Annotated in this window: 15 protein-coding genes and 1 tRNA gene; 9 read left to right on the forward strand and 7 right to left on the reverse strand. The window is 41.1% G+C overall.

Features of this window, described 5'->3' with window-relative positions:
- Positions 1-427 precede the first annotated feature (427 nt).
- The 4 genes from EPB74_RS08495 to EPB74_RS08510 all read left to right on the forward strand — a co-directional run bounded on the left by EPB74_RS08495 (position 428) and on the right by EPB74_RS08510 (position 5,075).
- Positions 428-1,933: a hypothetical protein gene (locus EPB74_RS08495; RefSeq protein WP_274903826.1), complete on the forward strand. Its 1,506-nt coding sequence runs from the start codon at positions 428-430 to the stop codon at positions 1,931-1,933.
- Between the two features lie 23 nt (positions 1,934-1,956).
- On the forward strand, positions 1,957-3,984 hold the full coding sequence (locus EPB74_RS08500; protein ID WP_274903890.1) for a hypothetical protein: 2,028 nt from the start codon (positions 1,957-1,959) through the stop codon (positions 3,982-3,984).
- A gap of 12 nt (positions 3,985-3,996) precedes the next feature.
- Positions 3,997-4,689 carry a hypothetical protein gene (locus EPB74_RS08505; RefSeq protein WP_274903827.1) on the forward strand — a complete coding sequence of 231 codons (693 nt, stop codon included), beginning with the start codon at positions 3,997-3,999 and terminating at the stop codon, positions 4,687-4,689.
- Positions 4,690-4,916: 227 nt separating this feature from the next.
- Entirely contained in the window at positions 4,917-5,075 is a 159-nt protein-coding gene (locus tag EPB74_RS08510; protein WP_274903828.1) for a hypothetical protein, read from the forward strand.
- Positions 5,076-5,434: 359 nt separating this feature from the next.
- On the opposite strand, the gene EPB74_RS08515 is transcribed toward EPB74_RS08510, so the two are convergent.
- Positions 5,435-5,525, reverse strand: a tRNA-Ser gene (locus EPB74_RS08515).
- A gap of 249 nt (positions 5,526-5,774) precedes the next feature.
- On the opposite strand from EPB74_RS08515, the gene EPB74_RS08520 reads away from it, so the two are divergent.
- The 3 genes from EPB74_RS08520 (at position 5,775) to EPB74_RS08530 (ending at position 7,663) form a co-directional block, all read left to right on the forward strand.
- Complete coding sequence (locus tag EPB74_RS08520; protein ID WP_274903829.1) at positions 5,775-6,668, forward strand: DNA/RNA non-specific endonuclease; 894 nt, start codon at positions 5,775-5,777, stop codon at positions 6,666-6,668.
- Between the two features lie 74 nt (positions 6,669-6,742).
- Complete coding sequence (locus EPB74_RS08525) at positions 6,743-7,006, forward strand: hypothetical protein (RefSeq protein WP_079692834.1); 264 nt, start codon at positions 6,743-6,745, stop codon at positions 7,004-7,006.
- A 273-nt stretch (positions 7,007-7,279) separates the two neighbouring features.
- Positions 7,280-7,663, forward strand: a complete 384-nt coding sequence (locus EPB74_RS08530) for a DUF2147 domain-containing protein (protein WP_079692833.1) — start codon at positions 7,280-7,282, stop codon at positions 7,661-7,663.
- A gap of 152 nt (positions 7,664-7,815) precedes the next feature.
- On the opposite strand, the gene EPB74_RS08535 is transcribed toward EPB74_RS08530, so the two are convergent.
- The 4 genes from EPB74_RS08535 to EPB74_RS08550 form a co-directional block, all read right to left on the reverse strand.
- Positions 7,816-9,078 (reverse strand): ammonium transporter, encoded by a 1,263-nt coding sequence (locus tag EPB74_RS08535; RefSeq protein ID WP_274903830.1) that lies wholly within the window; start codon positions 9,076-9,078, stop codon positions 7,816-7,818.
- 90 nt (positions 9,079-9,168) lie between these two features.
- Entirely contained in the window at positions 9,169-9,507 is a 339-nt protein-coding gene (locus EPB74_RS08540) for a P-II family nitrogen regulator (RefSeq protein ID WP_011514651.1), read from the reverse strand.
- Between the two features lie 430 nt (positions 9,508-9,937).
- A complete protein-coding gene (locus EPB74_RS08545) occupies positions 9,938-10,792 on the reverse strand; it encodes a universal stress protein (RefSeq protein ID WP_274903831.1) in 855 nt (284 codons plus the stop codon).
- A 149-nt stretch (positions 10,793-10,941) separates the two neighbouring features.
- Entirely contained in the window at positions 10,942-12,441 is a 1,500-nt protein-coding gene (locus tag EPB74_RS08550; RefSeq protein ID WP_274903832.1) for a SulP family inorganic anion transporter, read from the reverse strand.
- 872 nt (positions 12,442-13,313) lie between these two features.
- On the opposite strand from EPB74_RS08550, the gene murD reads away from it, so the two are divergent.
- Both murD and ftsW read left to right on the forward strand, forming a co-directional pair.
- A complete protein-coding gene (gene murD / locus EPB74_RS08555; RefSeq protein ID WP_274903833.1) occupies positions 13,314-14,729 on the forward strand; it encodes a UDP-N-acetylmuramoyl-L-alanine--D-glutamate ligase in 1,416 nt (471 codons plus the stop codon).
- Positions 14,730-15,032: 303 nt separating this feature from the next.
- A complete protein-coding gene (gene ftsW / locus EPB74_RS08560) occupies positions 15,033-16,229 on the forward strand; it encodes a putative lipid II flippase FtsW (RefSeq protein WP_227516698.1) in 1,197 nt (398 codons plus the stop codon).
- 75 nt (positions 16,230-16,304) lie between these two features.
- Here the strand turns inward: ftsW and gluQRS are convergent, their stop codons facing one another.
- Both gluQRS and dksA read right to left on the reverse strand, forming a co-directional pair.
- Complete coding sequence (gene gluQRS, locus EPB74_RS08565; protein WP_274903834.1) at positions 16,305-17,303, reverse strand: tRNA glutamyl-Q(34) synthetase GluQRS; 999 nt, start codon at positions 17,301-17,303, stop codon at positions 16,305-16,307.
- Between the two features lie 246 nt (positions 17,304-17,549).
- Positions 17,550-17,990 carry an RNA polymerase-binding protein DksA gene (gene dksA / locus EPB74_RS08570; RefSeq protein WP_011514645.1) on the reverse strand — a complete coding sequence of 147 codons (441 nt, stop codon included), beginning with the start codon at positions 17,988-17,990 and terminating at the stop codon, positions 17,550-17,552.
- Positions 17,991-18,480 lie beyond the last annotated feature (490 nt).

The following is an 18,480-nucleotide window of genomic DNA, read 5'->3' on the forward strand; positions in this document are numbered from 1 at the left end:
TTAAACTGCTATTTCAGTTGGCTTTATTTAATTATCTATCTACAGCTCTTTTCAGCCTTGGACTTACCTAATACACCACTATCTTCTGCGTACATCTTTCCAAGATCATTATAAGCAGTGCTGTAATTATAAGTCTCATTCTAAATTGAACCTTAGTTCATTTTCCAGACACATATTTATTGCTAGAATATTGCTAATCAGTTATAGTCACGCTGTTAAAGTAACTTACAGTAAACTCAAGAGGCTGGCAATGGGTAGTTATATTGATGCAAACCTAACGTCTAATGGGTTAATTTTAGGATTTACGCAAACTTTAGAGAAGGCGACCTTAATTGCTGACAGAGATGATTATCGAGTAAGCCCTGAATTTAAAATCTAGTAAAGAAATTATAAAGGTAGCTAGAAATTTTAATTAAGAGAGTGAGTTATGAAAAAGGCTATATTGACACTTTTGTGTTTGTTGACTGTTCAAGTTAGTAATGCTGAAATTATTAAAGTGAATGGGGAAGGTGCTACACCTATTATCAAAAAAGATCTGAATGGCACACGTAATCAAGCATACAACAATGCAAAAACTGATGCTGTCATTGCTCTCATTAAGCGTATTAATGGTCCGCAGGCGATGAATGAAGCGAGTCAATATTTAAATGACATTGTAAAACAAGTTGACAGTAATTATGTGCTAAACCGAGGCAGTAGTACCAACAGCAACAATGAATTAGTCACTCAAGTTAGTCTGGAAATAGATGACCAAGAATTTCGTTCAATTCTTAATGATTTAGGATTGGCAAAGAAAAATAGTCGAACCAGTCCGATTATGATTGTGATGGATGAATACTTCGGCGTACCAAAAGATAACTCTAAGCCAGTTAAAGAATTTACTTCTTATTTTTCAGATCGTAGTTATAGCTATGATGAAGATGCAAGTTACAAAGCTAGTGAAAGTGCTAAAGCCAGTGCGTCAGATTCTTATTCTTCAAAAGGACGCTCGGCTGCCGCCTCAGGTTATGCCTATGATAATTATTATGGGGCTGGTGTAGGTGTTGCTGCTCGCTCATCAAGCCATAATAATTCAGGTAAATCAGCATCCTCAAGTAGCTACAATGCCAGTGAGTCGGCAAAATATAGCCAATCTGAAAGTCAAAAGGATATTCAAAGTTTTGTGAAATATGTGGAATATCAAACACCAAGTACTAAAGCTGAGCGTAATAATCAAACATTAAATTCAATTGCAAGTTCTGCATCTCGTTATGATTTGCGGTTGCTCGATTCTGACCGTTTCAGAAGTCAGTATTTAAATGGTCGTAGTATGACGATTCAACAACTAATGAGTGATGTAGAGCTTAATAAGCTAGTAATCGCGGCGCGTAAAGAAAAAGCGGACTGGTTTATGGCTGGTAGCTCTTATATTTATGATCGTGGTCGTTCGAGTGCCACGGGTCAATTTGTCTGCGATGGTGCTGTAAGTTTTAAAATTTATTCAGTAGATGATTCGACTTTAATGGGTGGGGAAACTCGTACAGAGTCATCGACAGGTGCGACCACAGATTCATGCCGTACCAATGTAGCAAAGAAACTAGGAGAGTTAGCAGTTAGCCAAGTTGGACCACAGATTTTAGGTTATGCAAAAAATCGCTCTATGTACGGTAAAGAAATTACCATTTTTGTGAAAAGTGTTTCTGGTAATGTTTCTTCACGTCTAGGGGATGATTTGTATATTGCCTTAGATGAAATGGATGGCGCAGAAAATATCGATATTCGCACTCAAGACGGCAAATTGGTTGAAATGACCATGACCTATAAGAGTGAAAAACCGATTAGTGCAGAATTGGCTAAAGCGCTACGTAAAGTAAGCCCAACGTTATCAAGTGCCGAGCGATTACTAGCTGGAAATACGATCACACTCTGCATCGGTGGTACACAGTGCACATAAAATTCAAAGTCTTATGTTTGGCTATGCCGATGCTTGTTTCAGCATGGGCAAATGCGAATATTCAAATCTACCCATCGAAAGGTATTTTTGGATTGGAGCAAGGTTGTCGTACCGATCCTAGCAAATATGAAGCGAATGGTTCTTCTATTGTGTGTGATTTCAGTCAAGCGATTGACAATGAAATCATTCGTAAACAAGCCGAGCAACTTTTTGTACAAGGTTTAAAACAAAATTTCGGTGAACAAGTTGTCGATACTATTTCGCAAAAAACTAAAAATCGTACTTATATAGCCTCTCTAGAAGTTTTACGCGCGAGTGAATACATTGTAAAGAAGGATTCGACAGCAGAAATTTTTCTGCCAGTCACCTTAAGTCTAAAACTCACTAACGTGTTGTCGGGCGAGGTCATTTATAGTGACAGTGCGACGTTGTCGCAACCGATTCAGGTACTTACTACTGAAATTGATTCACCTACAACAAAAACAGCAATTAAACAGAAATTTCAAAGTACTTTGTTGACATTGACTAAGCAAGTAACTGAAGAATTAAAATCCAAACTTAAAATTTCTGAAACTGAGACCCAAGTGATTGATCGGTGGAAATCTTATTTGGTTCTAGATAAAGGCTTTAAGCAAGGGATCGCAGCACAAGATGAGCTGAGTTCAATAGATGGCGATTTGATTCGTGTGGTACATGCGGACAGTGATTATGCTGTGGCAGTACCAATATTGATGCAGGGTCGTAGTAAGCGCTTTAGTAAAGTATCAACTAATACACGTCAGGCTATAAATAAGCCTAAAGCATTAGTGGTTGATGTACTGACTTATCAAGGCGAATCAAAAGATTTAATTGAGCAAATTTTTTCTGATGCAGTAGGTGAGCAAGCCTCATTTACTTTGACTCCAGTCAATCGACGTTATAGTGCTATGGCACAAAGTGTTAGTGAACAGACTGCATTAGCGCAAAGTGAAGACATTAACCAACGTGAGTTACCTGAATTTTTTATTCGGATTAATGTCATTCCTGTAATTGCTTATCAACAGCAGATTGGAAAAATAACTCAGCAACAAGTTTTCCATAGTGAAGTGTTTGCTGAAATGATTGATCGTTCTGGTCGCGTGATCTACTCAGCACATGCAACAGATGATATTAAAGACGTGATTTCAGAAGGAATGGGATTTTCTCTAGAGGCACGTAAAGAAGTTGTATTGAAAAATGCACTTTTGAAATTAGGTCAACAATTTCAAAAAGGGATTCAATTTACTCGTTCTGATTTAAAAGTCTCGAGTTCAAGTGGTCATAACATTATCATTGATGATGCGGGGGAACGCTTAAGTACCGGAATGAAAGTCCATATTTATCATTCAGATAAGGCAGCAGGACGTAATATTCTGATTCCAACATGGGAAGCGACTGTTTTGGAACGTCAAGGTGCGAAAGTTACAGCGCAATTAGATTTCCCTGTCAACAGCAGTGATCGTTTACCCGTGCGTTCTGGAGACAGGATTTTGCTTGATAGTTCTGCTCCAGTGGGTGACTCGAAGCAATCGCGTGTTTTATGTCCAAGCTTACATACCGAGCAAGTCGGTGAAGTGCCATTTTATGGTTTTGGTCCTTTGATTTACCACGCTTTTGCCAGTCAGTCGAAACGACCATTTTATGCGACAGGTTCTGGCTTTAAAGGACAGACTCTACTGAAAGATTCAGTCATTGCTATGACTGAAAATGCTGGGTTTAAAAAAGATATGAAAGCTAACTTTTATATTCCAACAGATAAATGTTTACAGCCAGTACTTAAGATTGAAGTGAAACAAGACAGTATTAAATGTAATGCAGACAAAAGTAATTGTGACGCCACATTGGTTATGGCCAGTGGTGCACGCATATTCAACCAAAAGTCTGAAAAAATAGGGGCTTATGGTTTGCAACAAGAAATCGCATTAAAGGGTATAGATCATCAGCATCGTCATGAAATGTATAACATTCAGATGTTTGAGGCTTTACCAAAAATTTTAAATCAAATCGTGCAAAAAGCCGATTCTTCACAATAGGGATAACAAGGTATGAAAAAAATTGCAATTGTTTTAGCAATAGCGGCTTCAATGGGAGCATCAAGCGTCTATGCAGGTTTTGGATCACTGAGTAAGATGGCATCGTCATTATCTGAATCTGTTACTGGCGTATCTTCTTCAAATATGGATATCAATGGTTTCTTCACGCAGGCTAAAGCAACCAATGCAATGTTTACTCAGAGTCGTACTGCTTTAGCTTCATTACTCGCAAGTAAACAAGATTCAGATGAATTAAAAGCAAAACAGAAAAGTCTGAAAACGACCTCTGATCCGAAAGAACAAGAAGCAATTCAAAAACAAATTGTAGTGTTGTCTAATGCTGTTTTAGAAGCCTCTCAAAAAGATGAAGAAGGAACAGTAGCTAAGCTGTCAGCATTGAATGTGGAGCAGAAGCAGCATTTGTTGGACTCTGCAACAAACTTTGTAATCGCAAGTTTAACCGCTCGTGAATTGGCGGTAGGCGCTAAACAAGTAGGTACGAGTTTAATAGCAAATCCGAAAAGCTTGACCAATACAGGAATGTCTTTAGTTGAGGCTAAAGGTGTGGTCGGAGATATCACTGGTATTGCTAAAAATTCAACTATGGCTTTGGTGGAATATCCAAAACTATTTAAAAAGGCTGGTATTGAATTCAAAATGCCGACAAGTTCATCAGATAAACCAAAAGTACTGAGTGATATTTAAAAATATTAATTTAGGTTAAACCTTAAATACAATCAAAATTGTCAATGATGATTAAATCATTTAAAGAAATAAGAGAGCCCTCTAGAGGGCTCTCTTATGTTTTAGTATTTTACGGAATTTAAAGCACTAAAATATGGTCAACGTCTCGGGACTTTCCCTTAAGCTGACCAATCAAGACATGGAATTATGCCAATACCATTGCTGATAAATTTTATGAGAATAATTGTGTGATGTCGCAAATTGCCAACAATACAGGTGAGCAAGCGATGCTAGATGATTTCCCTCGAGCCATTGATGATGCCATTCTAGGTAGTCATGAAGCGCATAGAATGAAGAATTTATTAGTCTATGGTGAGCTACGTACTAATAACTGTAAACCTTGCTGATCGCTATATTTATCTGGACGGGCAGGGGTACAGTTATCAGTTGGTTTGAGCTTACGAATTTTGGCATCACTTAACATGTTGGTCTATTCCTATACCTACGAGCTATATGTTTAAAGCTTTAAGACGATTATGTTGGTCTAAGGCATATAAACCGAGATAGAATGTTGGTCTAATTGAGGTGTATATGGATAATAGACCAACAGATAGACCAACACAAGCTACGGGATAGGTGGGTTATGTTCGGATAGATTGGGAAAACAGCAGACATAAAAAAAACGCTAGACGCGTTATTTATAAAGGGTTACAGAGGTATATGGGAGTGTTTGGGACAAGGTGGGAAAACTAGCATTTGATAAGATTGGCGGTGAAGGAGGGATTCGAACCCTCGATACGCTATTAACGCATACACACTTTCCAGGCGTGCGGTTTCAGCCACTCACCCACTTCACCGTTTTTGGCATTGCTCATTTGATTACCGCAGAGATTATTCATTATAAAAATACTATAATCTACCATTAGCCTGTTTCAGGCAGCTGGTCTTTAAAAGTATGCAGTTTTTTGACAAGCACTGATTTTTGAACGACTTAGTATAGCGGATACCATTTAAAATGTCACGGCTTGCGGTGTATCTTTCTTTATTGGCAGACGCCTGCTAGGATAGCGCATATGTAATAGTGGATATAAATGGTTGGAAGTTGCATGATCAGTCTTTTTAAACGTAAGTCTAATATTAAAAATAGTATAACGATGACGGTAATCACTGCCGTACTCAGCATATCATCAGCATATGCTGATGACTTTATTGAATGTAGTCAGTCATTTTATGGCGGCGTCTATCCCGAATTTGCCAATACTAAGCTCAGTAACAATACCCAAGCGCTATGTATGGATGGTTTTGCCGTCATGTATTCTGGTGTATCACGTACGCCGCTGTGGTCAGCAGAATATCTAAATCGTAAACGTCTGCAGCAAGCCAAACAAATCGATCGCGAAGACAGCTTTCATGAAGAGAGCCGCCTACCACAATCCATGCGCGCCAAATTATCTGACTACTCAGGTTCTGGTTATGACCGCGGACATTTAGCGCCTAATGGCGATATGGCCAATCGTAGCCAACAGTACGATAGTTTTAGCTTAGCCAATATAGCCCCGCAATCGCCGCGTAACAATCGCTATATTTGGCGTAATATTGAATCTGCTACTCGCTATTTGACCCAACAATATGGTGAGGTTTATACCATCACTGGAGTAGCATTTACCGATAAAAAAACCAAGCAATTGGCTGAACGTGTGCTCGTGCCCAGTCATTTTTTTAAGGCAGTTTATATCCCAGCAAGCAATCAAGCAGGTGTTTATTATGCACCAAATGACGAATCAGAGCGTATAGAAATCATTAGTATTGACGAGTTAACCGCGAAGATTGGTATCGATGTTTTACCTGTTCTTGATGCAAAAACTAAATCCCAAGCCTTTAATTTACCCCTTAAAGCGGGCGAGGCACTAGATACGCCCAAAACATCTGAAGAAGAGCCCACTTGGATGTTATTTGTCTTGGCAATCTTTGAATGGCTTATGGCACAATTACAGGCATAAGTCGTTTAAATGTAACTAAACCCCCACTGTTTTAAAAAATCAGGTAATGCGTTGTTAATGAATAGGAGAACTAAATGATTGACCCATTTGCTAATAATCACCAAAGTATGCAAATCGGTGAACTGGTGATCGAAAACCAAGAAGATAAAATTATTATTTATGGTGACATTAATCTGGTATTTGATGATGCTGGATATGAACAAGCACAGCAGTTGCATGAGCTCACCAGTAAAATTCTGCTAGCATTTGAAAATAGAAGCCCTTATAGTAATAAAGACATTAAGTCAAAAGAAAAAGATGACCAATCGGATAAAATTATAGACAATCCGTTCCTGTAACTGTTTGATATGCTTTTGATTTTCTAGAAATAATAAACTATAAAAAAATTACTAGGCAAATTCTTAAAATTGCTTATAATGAGTCAAGACATCGCTTATGTTGTTTATATTTTTTATGAAAAGCTAATCAGTAACTAAGTGCTCCTATTGGTAATTAATGTAAAATTACTCAAGAAAAGCTTAGCTTCTAATAAAAGATTGTCGGCAAAGGATAAGCATAGGACATCAGAAACATAATGTTTCTAGTAATCATTGATTGAAGGGAGTCTATTTATGAAATTATTCGCAAAAACTACATTAGCCATCGCTGGTATCAGTTTAGCAAGCATGGCATTCGCCGCTGACCCATTAGCCAATACTACTTGGCAGACCTATGATGAAGGCAAACCAAAAGGCGTGGTTAAAATCACTGAGTCAAATGGTGTGTTAACGGGTAAGCTAATCAGCACAGTTTCAGAGAAAGGTCAGAAGCACGTGGGCATGACAATCATCTCTGGTCTAAAAGCTGATGGCAATGGTAAATACAGTGGCGGTAAAATCACTGATCCTGAAAAAAACAAAACTTATAAACTTACCGCTAACTTGAGCGGCAGCAACTTGGCTCTAAAAGGTCACTTAGGACCTTTCTCACGTAGCCAAACGTGGAAAAAGAAATAAGTTGATGTTGATGTAGTATTCTCATTAAGTCTAATTTTTAGTTAAAACTAGCCTTAATAAAGCATAAAAAAGCCCGCATGACCGAAAGGTCGTGCGGGCTTTTTAGTTATGTCAGCTGCTTTGATAGTTAATAAAGCGAGAATATAAATAGCCTATCTTATAAATTCTGGATAGGCTTCCATACCACACTCTGTAATATCGGCACCTTGATATTCTTCCTCTTCGGAGATACGCAGACCAATTACTAATTTGATGAGGCTCCAAACGATTAAACTGGTCACAAACACCCAAGTAAAAATGGTAGCAGCACCAGCTATTTGACCTATTAAGGACGACGCTGGATTGGTCAATGGTACAATTAGTATGCCAAATAAGCCTACCACGCCATGAACAGAAATAGCACCCACCGGATCATCGATTTTTATTTTGTCTAATATAAGAATCGATAGGACGACGATAACGCCCGCTGTCATCCCGAACAGTGTGGCTTGCAGCGCTGAGGGGGTTAAAGGTTCTGCAGTAATAGCGACTAAACCTGCTAATGCACCATTTAAGAGCATGGTCAAATCAGCTTTACCAAAAATCAGCCGTGCGATGAGCAATGCGCCAATCGCTCCACCAGCGGCAGCAGCATTGGTATTCAAAAACACGATGGCAACGGAGTTGGCACTGGTGATATCGGCCAGTTTTAGAACCGATCCACCGTTAAAGCCGAACCAGCCCATCCATAATATCAATGTTCCAAGCGCTGCCAATGGTAAGTTAGCCCCCGGAATGGCACGGATCTCCCCTTTAGGACCATATTTACCCTGGCGGGCGCCTAATAGCAGTACTCCTGCCAATGCCGCTGTTGCCCCTGCCATATGTACGATACCTGAGCCAGCAAAATCAGAGAATCCTAAGTCGCCTAGATTAAATAAACCAAAGACATCTTTGCCGCCCCACGTCCAGCTGCCTTCTAACGGATAAATAACACCCGTCATTACCACGGCAAAAATTAAGAAAGACCACAGCTTCATGCGCTCAGCTACCGCGCCTGAGACGATGGACATACAGGTTGCGACAAATACCACTTGGAAGAAAAAGTCGGATGCTTTTGAGTAAACGGAGTCGCCCCCAAAGCCATTTTTGGCTGAGGCTGCTAAAGCGTCTGCTACTAAGGTTTCAGTACCTGCAATACCGCTCAAAAATAGATTGCCATTATACATAATGGCATATCCACATATCATATACATGGTACAGGCAGTGGCAAAGAGGGCGATATTTTTGGTTAGGATTTCGACGGTATTTTTTGAGCGAACCAGCCCTGCTTCTAACATTGTGAAGCCAGCTGCCATCCACATGATTAGCGCCCCACACATTAAGAAATAAAACGTATCTAATGCGTACTGGAGCTCGAAGATTTGATTTTGCATGTTTATTCCCCCTTGAATATATGCAATACAGTGATCGATATGACCTATAGATCGATGTTTAAAATCAACGTTTATAGGTGGGTCTTACGCTTAGATAGCGTCAGGACCTGTTTCACCCGTACGAATACGAATGACTTGCTCAAGATTGGTCACAAATATTTTGCCATCACCGATTTTTCCGGTACTAGCGATGCGAGTAATGGCTTCGATAGCCGGCTCAACCATCTCATCCATAACCGCCACTTCGACTTTTACTTTAGGTAAAAAGTCCACCACGTACTCGGCGCCGCGATAGAGCTCGGTATGACCTTTTTGACGACCGAAACCTTTTACCTCAGTGACGGTGACACCTTTAACACCGATGTCAGAAAGCGCTTCACGCACATCATCGAGCTTAAATGGTTTTAAGATCGCAGTGATTAGCTTCATAAAAAAATCCTTATATGGGTGATGTCGCAGGTTAATAGGTGCAGTTTGATGCAGCATCCTATTGTCATGCTTACCGTAAGTGATTCAAGAACTGTGCCAAAACTACTCAAGGGGGAGGTAGGATAGGGCACGTTTGCTCAAAAATAACCACGGTGATGACAAAGAATATTGTTTATACGGCAACGATAAGCTCGTCTTAAGCTGCATAAACAAGGGCAATCAACCTTTAACGTTGTGTTAACGAAAACTTTATTATAACCAACTTTTTAAGCGCTTGGGGCAGCGATGCCTTTATTTCATGTGATGATTTGATAAACGCTTATAGGATATACAATAGGTATAAAAGATAAAGACCGAATGCTCACCGCTATGAAAAATGGGATTCATAGTGGTGAGCATTCGGTCTCAGTATTGAAATAAAAGCTCGGTTTTAGGCTCTAGGAAAGAGTAGGTACGGGGTAGTAGTCGTACCAAGCAATTTTTTGGTGTCACTACCTTTAATCAGCTCAAGCAAGCGAGGTTGACCAAAAGCACCGGTCATAAGAAGACCAATATCGTTCTCACTTTGATAGTAGTTTAAAGCAGCGGCGACATCGCGGCAGTCCAGCAAGGTTTTTTTACATTTGATACCGGCTTGCTTAAGGCGCGCATAAGCTTCACGTAACGCATCACAGTTTTCAGAATTCTCTTTGCCGACCATGACAATATGAACCGTCAAGGCGCGGACGAGCGGTGTTTTACAAAGCCAATTCAGCAGTTTATGCGATGTTGGGCTATTATCAAAAGCAAATAAAGCGCTAGTAGGGGGCAAAAATGGTGCGTGAGTCACCAAAATGGGGCAGAGACTTAAACGTATGAGCTGGCTTAATGTCGATTTAGAGGTAACATGATGGCCGATCACAATTAATTGTGCTTTGTCGTCGACGTAATCAATGCTTTCATTGAGATTCTCGTGCCGATGCAGTGTATAGGTTTTAAGTTTATGATGCTGCTGCTCACAATAGGTTGTGGCTTGATGCAGGAGTAGCTTACCTTGTGCTTTTAGCTCGCAATTACTGGAGTACTCTTTTGCAGTGAATTGATCTAATAAAGTGTTCTCATCATCAATATTGAGGCAACCTGAATAATCTACGGCTGCTTTTTGCTGTAAGCTTGGTACTGAATGTAGCAGTCCAATTGGCGCTTGCAGGCGAATAGAAGCCCACATACTCGCATCCAACACCGCTTGCACGTGATCAGGACAATCTAAGCAGGCAATCACGCTATCTGGCTTCAAATTACTCATAAAGACATCACATCATTTCAATAATTAAAATGCAGGGATGACAGTTAAAGCGTTTGTCTTAACCATCAGACCTGATTTTATATACCAATATAACTGCTGATCAATAAACAAGGCGTTTATATCAGCTTGATAACAAAATGCAGCGTTTCTTAATCCAGTAGCCCAATATCGCGGCGATCATGAATAGAAAAACGGTCAATAAGGGTACGGCTGGCGCTATTGAGTCCGACTACTTTGACATCGATACCTTCGCGCTGCAAACGTATGACTAATTTGTCCAAAGTATCAACCGCACTGATATCCCAAAAGTGCGCTTGGCTGACATCGATGTGCACGCTGTCTAATGCTTCTTTGGTATCAAAGCTTTGTAAAAACTGTGTCGTTGAAGCAAAGAATACTTGTCCTTGAACGTAATAGTAACGCGTATTGCTATCGTCATCATATTCACTAAATATGGTTAAAAATTGACCGATTTTGTTGGCAAAAGCCAACGCAGATAGCAGCACACCAACACCGACGCCGTACGCTAGATTGTGGGTAAAGACCGTGGTTAATACCGTCGCCAGCATAACGATATTAAATGACACCGGATGAGTTTTAAATTCACGAATAGACTGCCAATTAAAGGTGCCGATAGAGACCATAATCATGACCGCGACCAGCGCTGCCATCGGTATTAGGCTGACCCATTCACTCAAGAATACCACCATAATCAGCAGCACCACACCGGCGATGAGCGTTGATAAACGAGTACGCCCACCAGACTTGACGTTAATCATCGATTGCCCAATCATGGCACAGCCTGCCATACCGCCAAAGAATCCTGAGACCACGTTGGCAATACCTTGGCCACGACACTCGCGGTTTTTATCGCTTGGCGTATCGGTCAATTCATCTACAATGGTCGCCGTCATCATCGATTCTAATAAACCTACAATCGCTAGTGCGATGGAATAAGGCGCGATGATGAACAAGGTATTTAAGTTAAGCGGGATATCCGGCAACAAAAACATCGGTAACGAGTCTGGCAGCTCGCCCATGCTACCCACGTTACGAATATCAAGATTCATATACATGGCTACCGCGGTCAATCCCACAATACAAATCAGTGGTGAAGGAATGACGCGACCAATTTTAGGGATCAGTGGAAATAAGTAGATAATCGCCAAACCTGCGGCAGTCATGATATAGACGGTCATACCGACACGCTCAGTCATCGGATTAAGCTCTGGTATCTGCGCGGCAAATATCAAAATCGCCAGCGCATTGACAAAACCAATGACTACGGAGCGAGAAACAAAGCGCATCAGATTACCGAGTTTTAAGATTCCCATAACTATCTGAATGCCACCGCACAATAAGGTGGCAGCAAGCAAATACTGAAGGCCATGCTCGGCGACCAAATCAACCATTACCAGTGCCATCGCTCCGGTCGCAGCCGAAATCATTCCCGGACGTCCACCGACAAAACTGATCACAACGGCGATACAAAATGAGGCATACAGACCCACTTTTGGGTCGACACCAGCGATGATAGAAAAGGCAATGGCTTCTGGAATCAAAGCCAGTGCGACCACCAAGCCTGATAATGTATCGCCACGAATATTGGAAAACCACTCTTCACGCAAACTACCAAAAAAAGATGTCATAAGTAAACTGCATAGGGTTAGAGACAAAAAAAGCAATCATTATTCAGTGATAGAATGATTGCGTTGCGATGATAAGCGCTCTCGGTTGTTTTTTAATGCTACTTGGCACAGTTATCATTGGTCGTTAAAAGCTATTTGTTATTCAAAACGAAAAAATCAGTAGTACCGATAAGTAGTAATGATAGCTAGCGACATTTATAACGGTATCGCAAATACAATCATCAATAGTAACTATGATGAAAATATCTAAAAATGATGAATACGTGTCCGCAATGATGTGCTGCGATAGAAGAAGATAAATAATCTGGCAGACAAAAGCGCAAAATTGTCTGCAAGTAGTTGTCTGTCATACCATTACCACAATATGAATCGTTGCTAAAGAGAGATGACAATAGCGTGATAAGGGTGACAACATGCTAAACTAAAATGCTAGATTGAAGGCTGATTTAAATTATCAGTCAAATTAGCGGTTATTGTTAGGCCAGCTATTATAGCATTAGCCACTCAATATAAAAACAGGCGCATAATAGCACAACGTTTTGAAAAACCAGTGTATTGAAAAACCAGTACCGAAATCTGAGCGATACCGCTATGATGCTATCCATCTGCCGCGTATCACTCAGAAGGTATAGTAGATTTATTTTAAAAACGATACAGTGCTATTGGCTATAAATTTTTGCAGCCTCTGTCACGCTTGCGAACAGCAAGCAAGAAAAATTTATAGCCAATAGCACGTTATTACAATCGTATCTTTTTTATTTTGAACTGACTATATGTAGTGCGTTTTTACATAAGGGCAGTTTATATCATGCCTGCTTAAACAGTGCTTATTTGCTTGATAGCATTTTTCTCGTCCACCAGAAGGAAAAGATATGACCGCTAACACCGTAATGGAAACCTTAATTCACAAGGGTAATGGCTTGCAAGTCGTGGTCGGTTTGGGGCAATCGGGGTTATCGGTAGCACATTATTTAGCCGAGCAAGGCTATCGAGTCGCTATTACTGATAATCAGGCTAGTCCCACTTTAGCAGACAAATTGCCTGCCGCTGTTGAAATCAGACAGTTCGGTGGTATAGATGCTGATTTATTGCAACAAGCGGCACGGATTATTATCAGTCCTGGCATCTCTCTAGATAACGAAGCCATTAGCGCGGCCAGAGAGGCGAATATTCCAGTAGTCAGCGACATTCAGCTGTTTTGTGACGCCTGTACCGTACCGATAATCGCGATTACTGGCTCTAATGCAAAAAGCACCGTGACCACATTGGTCGGTCAAATGGCGGCGGATGCTGGTGTCAATGTGGGAGTTGGCGGTAATATCGGCGTGCCAGCACTGATTCTGCTGACGAATACCGAGATGGAGCTGGCCGTTATTGAACTATCAAGTTTTCAGCTAGAGACTGTGACAAACTTAGGGGCGCAGGTCGCAACAGTTCTTAATATGTCGCCTGATCACTTAGACCGTCACGGTGATATGCTCGGCTATCATCAAGCTAAGCATCGTATCTTTCAAGATGCTAAGTCAGTGGTCATTAATCGTGAAGATGCTTTGACCCGTCCACTGGTGTCGGATAATTTACCGCGATTGAGCACGGGTATTCATGCGCCTGATAAAGGTCAGTATGGTCTTATTACTGATATTGAAGGGCAGACTTACCTCGCACGAGGTACAGAGCGCCTACTATCGGCGGATAAGCTACGAATTAAAGGTCGTCATAATTTGCTTAATGCTCAGGCGGCTTTAGCACTTGGTGAGCTCGCAGGTTTACCGCTTGAGAGCATGCTGAACACTTTGCAGCAGTTCGCAGGGCTTGAGCATCGCTGTCAATACGTCGCTACGGTCGCTGGTGTTGATTACTTTAATGATTCTAAAGGCACCAATATTGGCTCAACCATGGCGGCTGTCGAAGGGTTAGGTGCGGTCTATGCCCCAAAAGACGGTAAGCTGTTATTAATCTTAGGTGGTCAAGGTAAAGGTCAGCAATTTGGCGAATTGGCTCCTTTTATTAATCAATACGTCAGTCAATTACTCTTTATTGGTGAGGATAGTCGGCAGATTGAGCAGCATTTACGGGCAGCTGGCCTCAGTGACGATGTGACACTACATCAATGCCAGACATTAGAAGGCGCTTTTGCAACAATTGAGCAAGTGACTGCGAGTAGTTTATCGCAAGTACAAGCTGTGTTATTGTCACCCGCTTGTGCCAGTTTTGATCAATTCAGTGGATTTGTCGATCGTGGCGAGCACTTCAGTCAGCTTGTCAGACAATCAGACGCGGTTTTGTAAGATGATATAAGGTGTCATGTCATAAAAGGCTGTATGACAACATCATGTAACGCACAATTTATAATCGTAACAACGATCTGCATTTTTTTGATAAATGATTGTTTTGCTTATAAATTGCTGCTACTGTCAAACATAAGCAGTGAAGGCTGTGACAAATGCAGCCAGTGAGCTTATGAGCACTGAATAAAGTGTTATTTGTCGATACTGAACTGTTAGTTATTTAATAAAATCTATTTCATATTTTTTAAACGGTGGCGTTTCTATAGACGCCGTGTTTTTTCGTTTGCTAGTGTATATAAAATTATGGCGCTCTCTTCTATTTTTCGTTCATCTTCTCAATCTCAGCAAGCTACCGGTTCAGATGGTATTCTTTCTATGCCATCAGCGCGCGCCATTTTATTATCGAGCGTCGGCTGTATGTTGGTGCTGAGTCTATTGATGGTTGCTTCGGCTTCTATTCCTTTTGCGCTCAGTCGCGGCATGACAGAACTGCATTTCTTCAATAATCAGCTACTCTACATGAGTATTGGGCTGGCTGTCGCAGGTATTGCTTATCGTGTTGTGTCCCTAAAGAATTTATATAAAACTGAAACTCAGTTTATGCTATTGGCCATCACCGGGGCATTGCTGGTTGCCACCTTATTTAGTACGCCCATTAATGGCTCTAAGCGCTGGCTAAGCTTGGGAGGTTTTAACTTTCAGGTAGCAGAGTTGGCAAAGCTGGTGATGATTGTGTTTGTCTCAGACTTTGTGGTACGGCGCTCATTTGAGGTTCGTAATGGTTGGGATGGCTTTTTGAGGATTGCCCTAGTGGTCGGGCTGATAACTGTACTGCTGTTAGCGCAGCCAGATTTTGGCTCCTTTGTGGTTATCATTGGAATGGTTTTTGCTATCTTCTATATTGCTGGTGCACCCTACAAGCAATTTATAGCCTTGGGTGCGGTCGCCGTCGGTGGGGCGGTGTTAATGGTCGCGACCGTACAATACCGATTGGTGCGGGTGATGTCGTTTTTGGATCCTTTCGATGATGTCCAAGATACGGATTATCAGCTGGCACGTAGCTTGATTGCCTTTGGTCGTGGGCAGTTTACTGGTGTCGGTTATGGTGAAAGCGTACAAAAATTATCGCATTTACCAGAGGCGCATACGGATTTCTTATTAGCGATTACGGGTGAAGAGTTGGGCTTTGTTGGCGTTACGATGATATTAGTGCTTGAGGCGTTGATTATCGGTAGTGCAATGCGTATCAGCTATAATGCGCTAAAACGTCGGCAGATGCGCATGAGCTATACCGCCTTTGGTATCGCTGTGGTGTTTATTGCGCAGACAATTATTAATGCCGCGATGAATATGGGTGCGATTCCGACCAAAGGTCTGACGATGCCTTTCTTTAGTTACGGTGGTTCATCGATGTTGATTAGCTTAGTGATGGTGGCGGTGCTGCTAAAGATTTACAAAGAAAGCCCTGAGATCGAAAAAAGCCAGTGTCGTTATTACTAAACTATTTGAGCATTTTGATCATAAACTGATAATCAGTAAATATATTAAAGCGTCGCAGCAGCGGCGCTTTTTTTATTAAATGTCTGGCATGTTTAACGATTGTATACCCTGTAATGGTACGTTATCCCATTGTGCAATCGCTTGATTGAGCATGAGTACTGGCGTGTCATGATCGACCGCAGGCTGCTGTAATAGTTGTAAAGCATGAGCAATCAGCTTACTTGGATCACGCGTATCAATAGGCTGGGCAAGATTCTGCTTAGATAGCTTTTGACCGTCAGGATTGCATATCAACGGTAAATGATACCAATGCTCGATAGCAGGCAAGCGCGCGGCATGCATGATACTAATTTGAGCCGTGGTCATTGGTAAAATATCCAAACCGCGCATGATATGGGTTACTTGTTGTAAGCCATCATCAAGGCTGGCGGCCAAAATATAATTAATCATCCCATCTTGGCGACGAACCACCATATCCCCTAAAGTCTGCTGTGGATTATCCCACTGTACGCCTTGAATGCCATCCTTAAAGCCAATGCTATAGTCTGGTAACTGTATTCGTAGCTTATATTGTTCATGACTCAGATCAGCATTAACACAGAATCGTGGATAGCGCTGTCTATTAGGTTGTACTTGGCAGGACTTCATAGAGGGCAACTCGGTTGTTAAGAATTCCGTGTTCATAGCTGTTGCGTGCTGTTCTTCTTGCTGCGTCCAGTAGTGTTCCAAGCTCTTACGTGAACATTGGCAGCCATAAGTCAGCGGGTGCAGCACTGAAGAGAGATAATCATTATAAATATCAATGCGTTCAGATTGATAAATAACATCACCATCCCAGTTTAGCCCAAGCACCTCTAAGTCTATAAGAATCTGCTCAGTAAATTGTCTATCACAGCGTTCTGTATCGGTATCTTCCATACGTAATAACCATTTACCACCGAGGGATTTGATGTGACAAAAGCTGGCAAGCGCTGTCGTTAACGAACCAAGATGTAGCTCACCTGTGGGTGAAGGCGCAAAACGACCGATAGGCTGAAGTAATGATTTTTGAGCGTGCAACGAGATGTTTGGCATAGGGTTTTTAATCTAGAGAGGTTAGACGTTTTTGAAGTAGCCAGTTATTGAACCAAGGGATATATAGATAGAATAAAGAAAATGATGCTAAAAAGATATTTATCAAATAGCTCTATTTTGTTGGTAACTCGTCAACAAACCTAAAGTGACATTATGAAATAGCCGCATTATAAAACGCGACGAGCGACCAATATATGGTCGCTCGTGTTTGTTATGGTTTTACTAATAGCTAATGTAAGCGCGCGTTTAGGTATGACCTTGATTTTGGCGTTCTTTGATCTCAGACAAGGTTTTGCAGTCGATGCACTGAGTTGCCGTTGGGCGTGCTTCGAGACGACGCAGACCAATCTCTACACCACAGGTCTCGCAAAAACCATAATCGTCATTTTCGATTTCTGAAATAGACTTGTCGATTTTGCGAATGAGTTTGCGCTCACGATCACGCGTACGCAAAGTCAGAGCAAACTCTTCTTCTTGAGTGGCGCGATCATTAATATCTGGCATAGCGCTCGATTCATCTTGAATATAAGTCTTGGTGCGATCAGCTTCACCAATAAGCTGATGCTTCCAGTCTAATAACATAGCCTTAAAATGCGCTAACTGCTCATCAGACATATATTCTTCGTCTTTGGCAGGTGCATAAGGCGTAAACTTAACATCACTTGGATTCGTGGTCAGGGTGCTCATATGGGTATCCTACTTTTTCAAATTAATCCAATAAAACGACCTGTCGACAGACAAGACGTTATCAATTTACCAAACGCTATAAATGGTCCCTTTATAAAACGTTTTACCACTTAGTAACACAGTTGATCTAATTAAGATGGTTATCTCGATATGCCGATTTCGACATATCAATGGTCAAGTATATTGTCATAAATATTTTTATTTAAATGGTCGTACTTAAATAAAATAACAAATCACGGACTGTGAAAACTTAGATTGTGGTCAATGTAGCCATCCTAGCTATTATAATTTTGCCTAATTAAGTCTTAGACCGTACGCATTTTTATGGCATTTCATCGTTGATAGTGCTGCTTCTAAATCGCTGATGGCAAAAGCGAGAAAGCGATTGTTAAGATAGATACAGACCTGTACTGTGCCAGCCATTTCATATTGAATCAAGCAAAATCAGCTAGCGATATAAAATACAGATGCCTCATTTTCATATGCCCTA

Origin of the sequence: Psychrobacter sp. DAB_AL62B (assembly GCF_028895345.1) — a bacterium.
In the GTDB taxonomy this organism is placed as follows: Bacteria; Pseudomonadota; Gammaproteobacteria; order Pseudomonadales; family Moraxellaceae; genus Psychrobacter.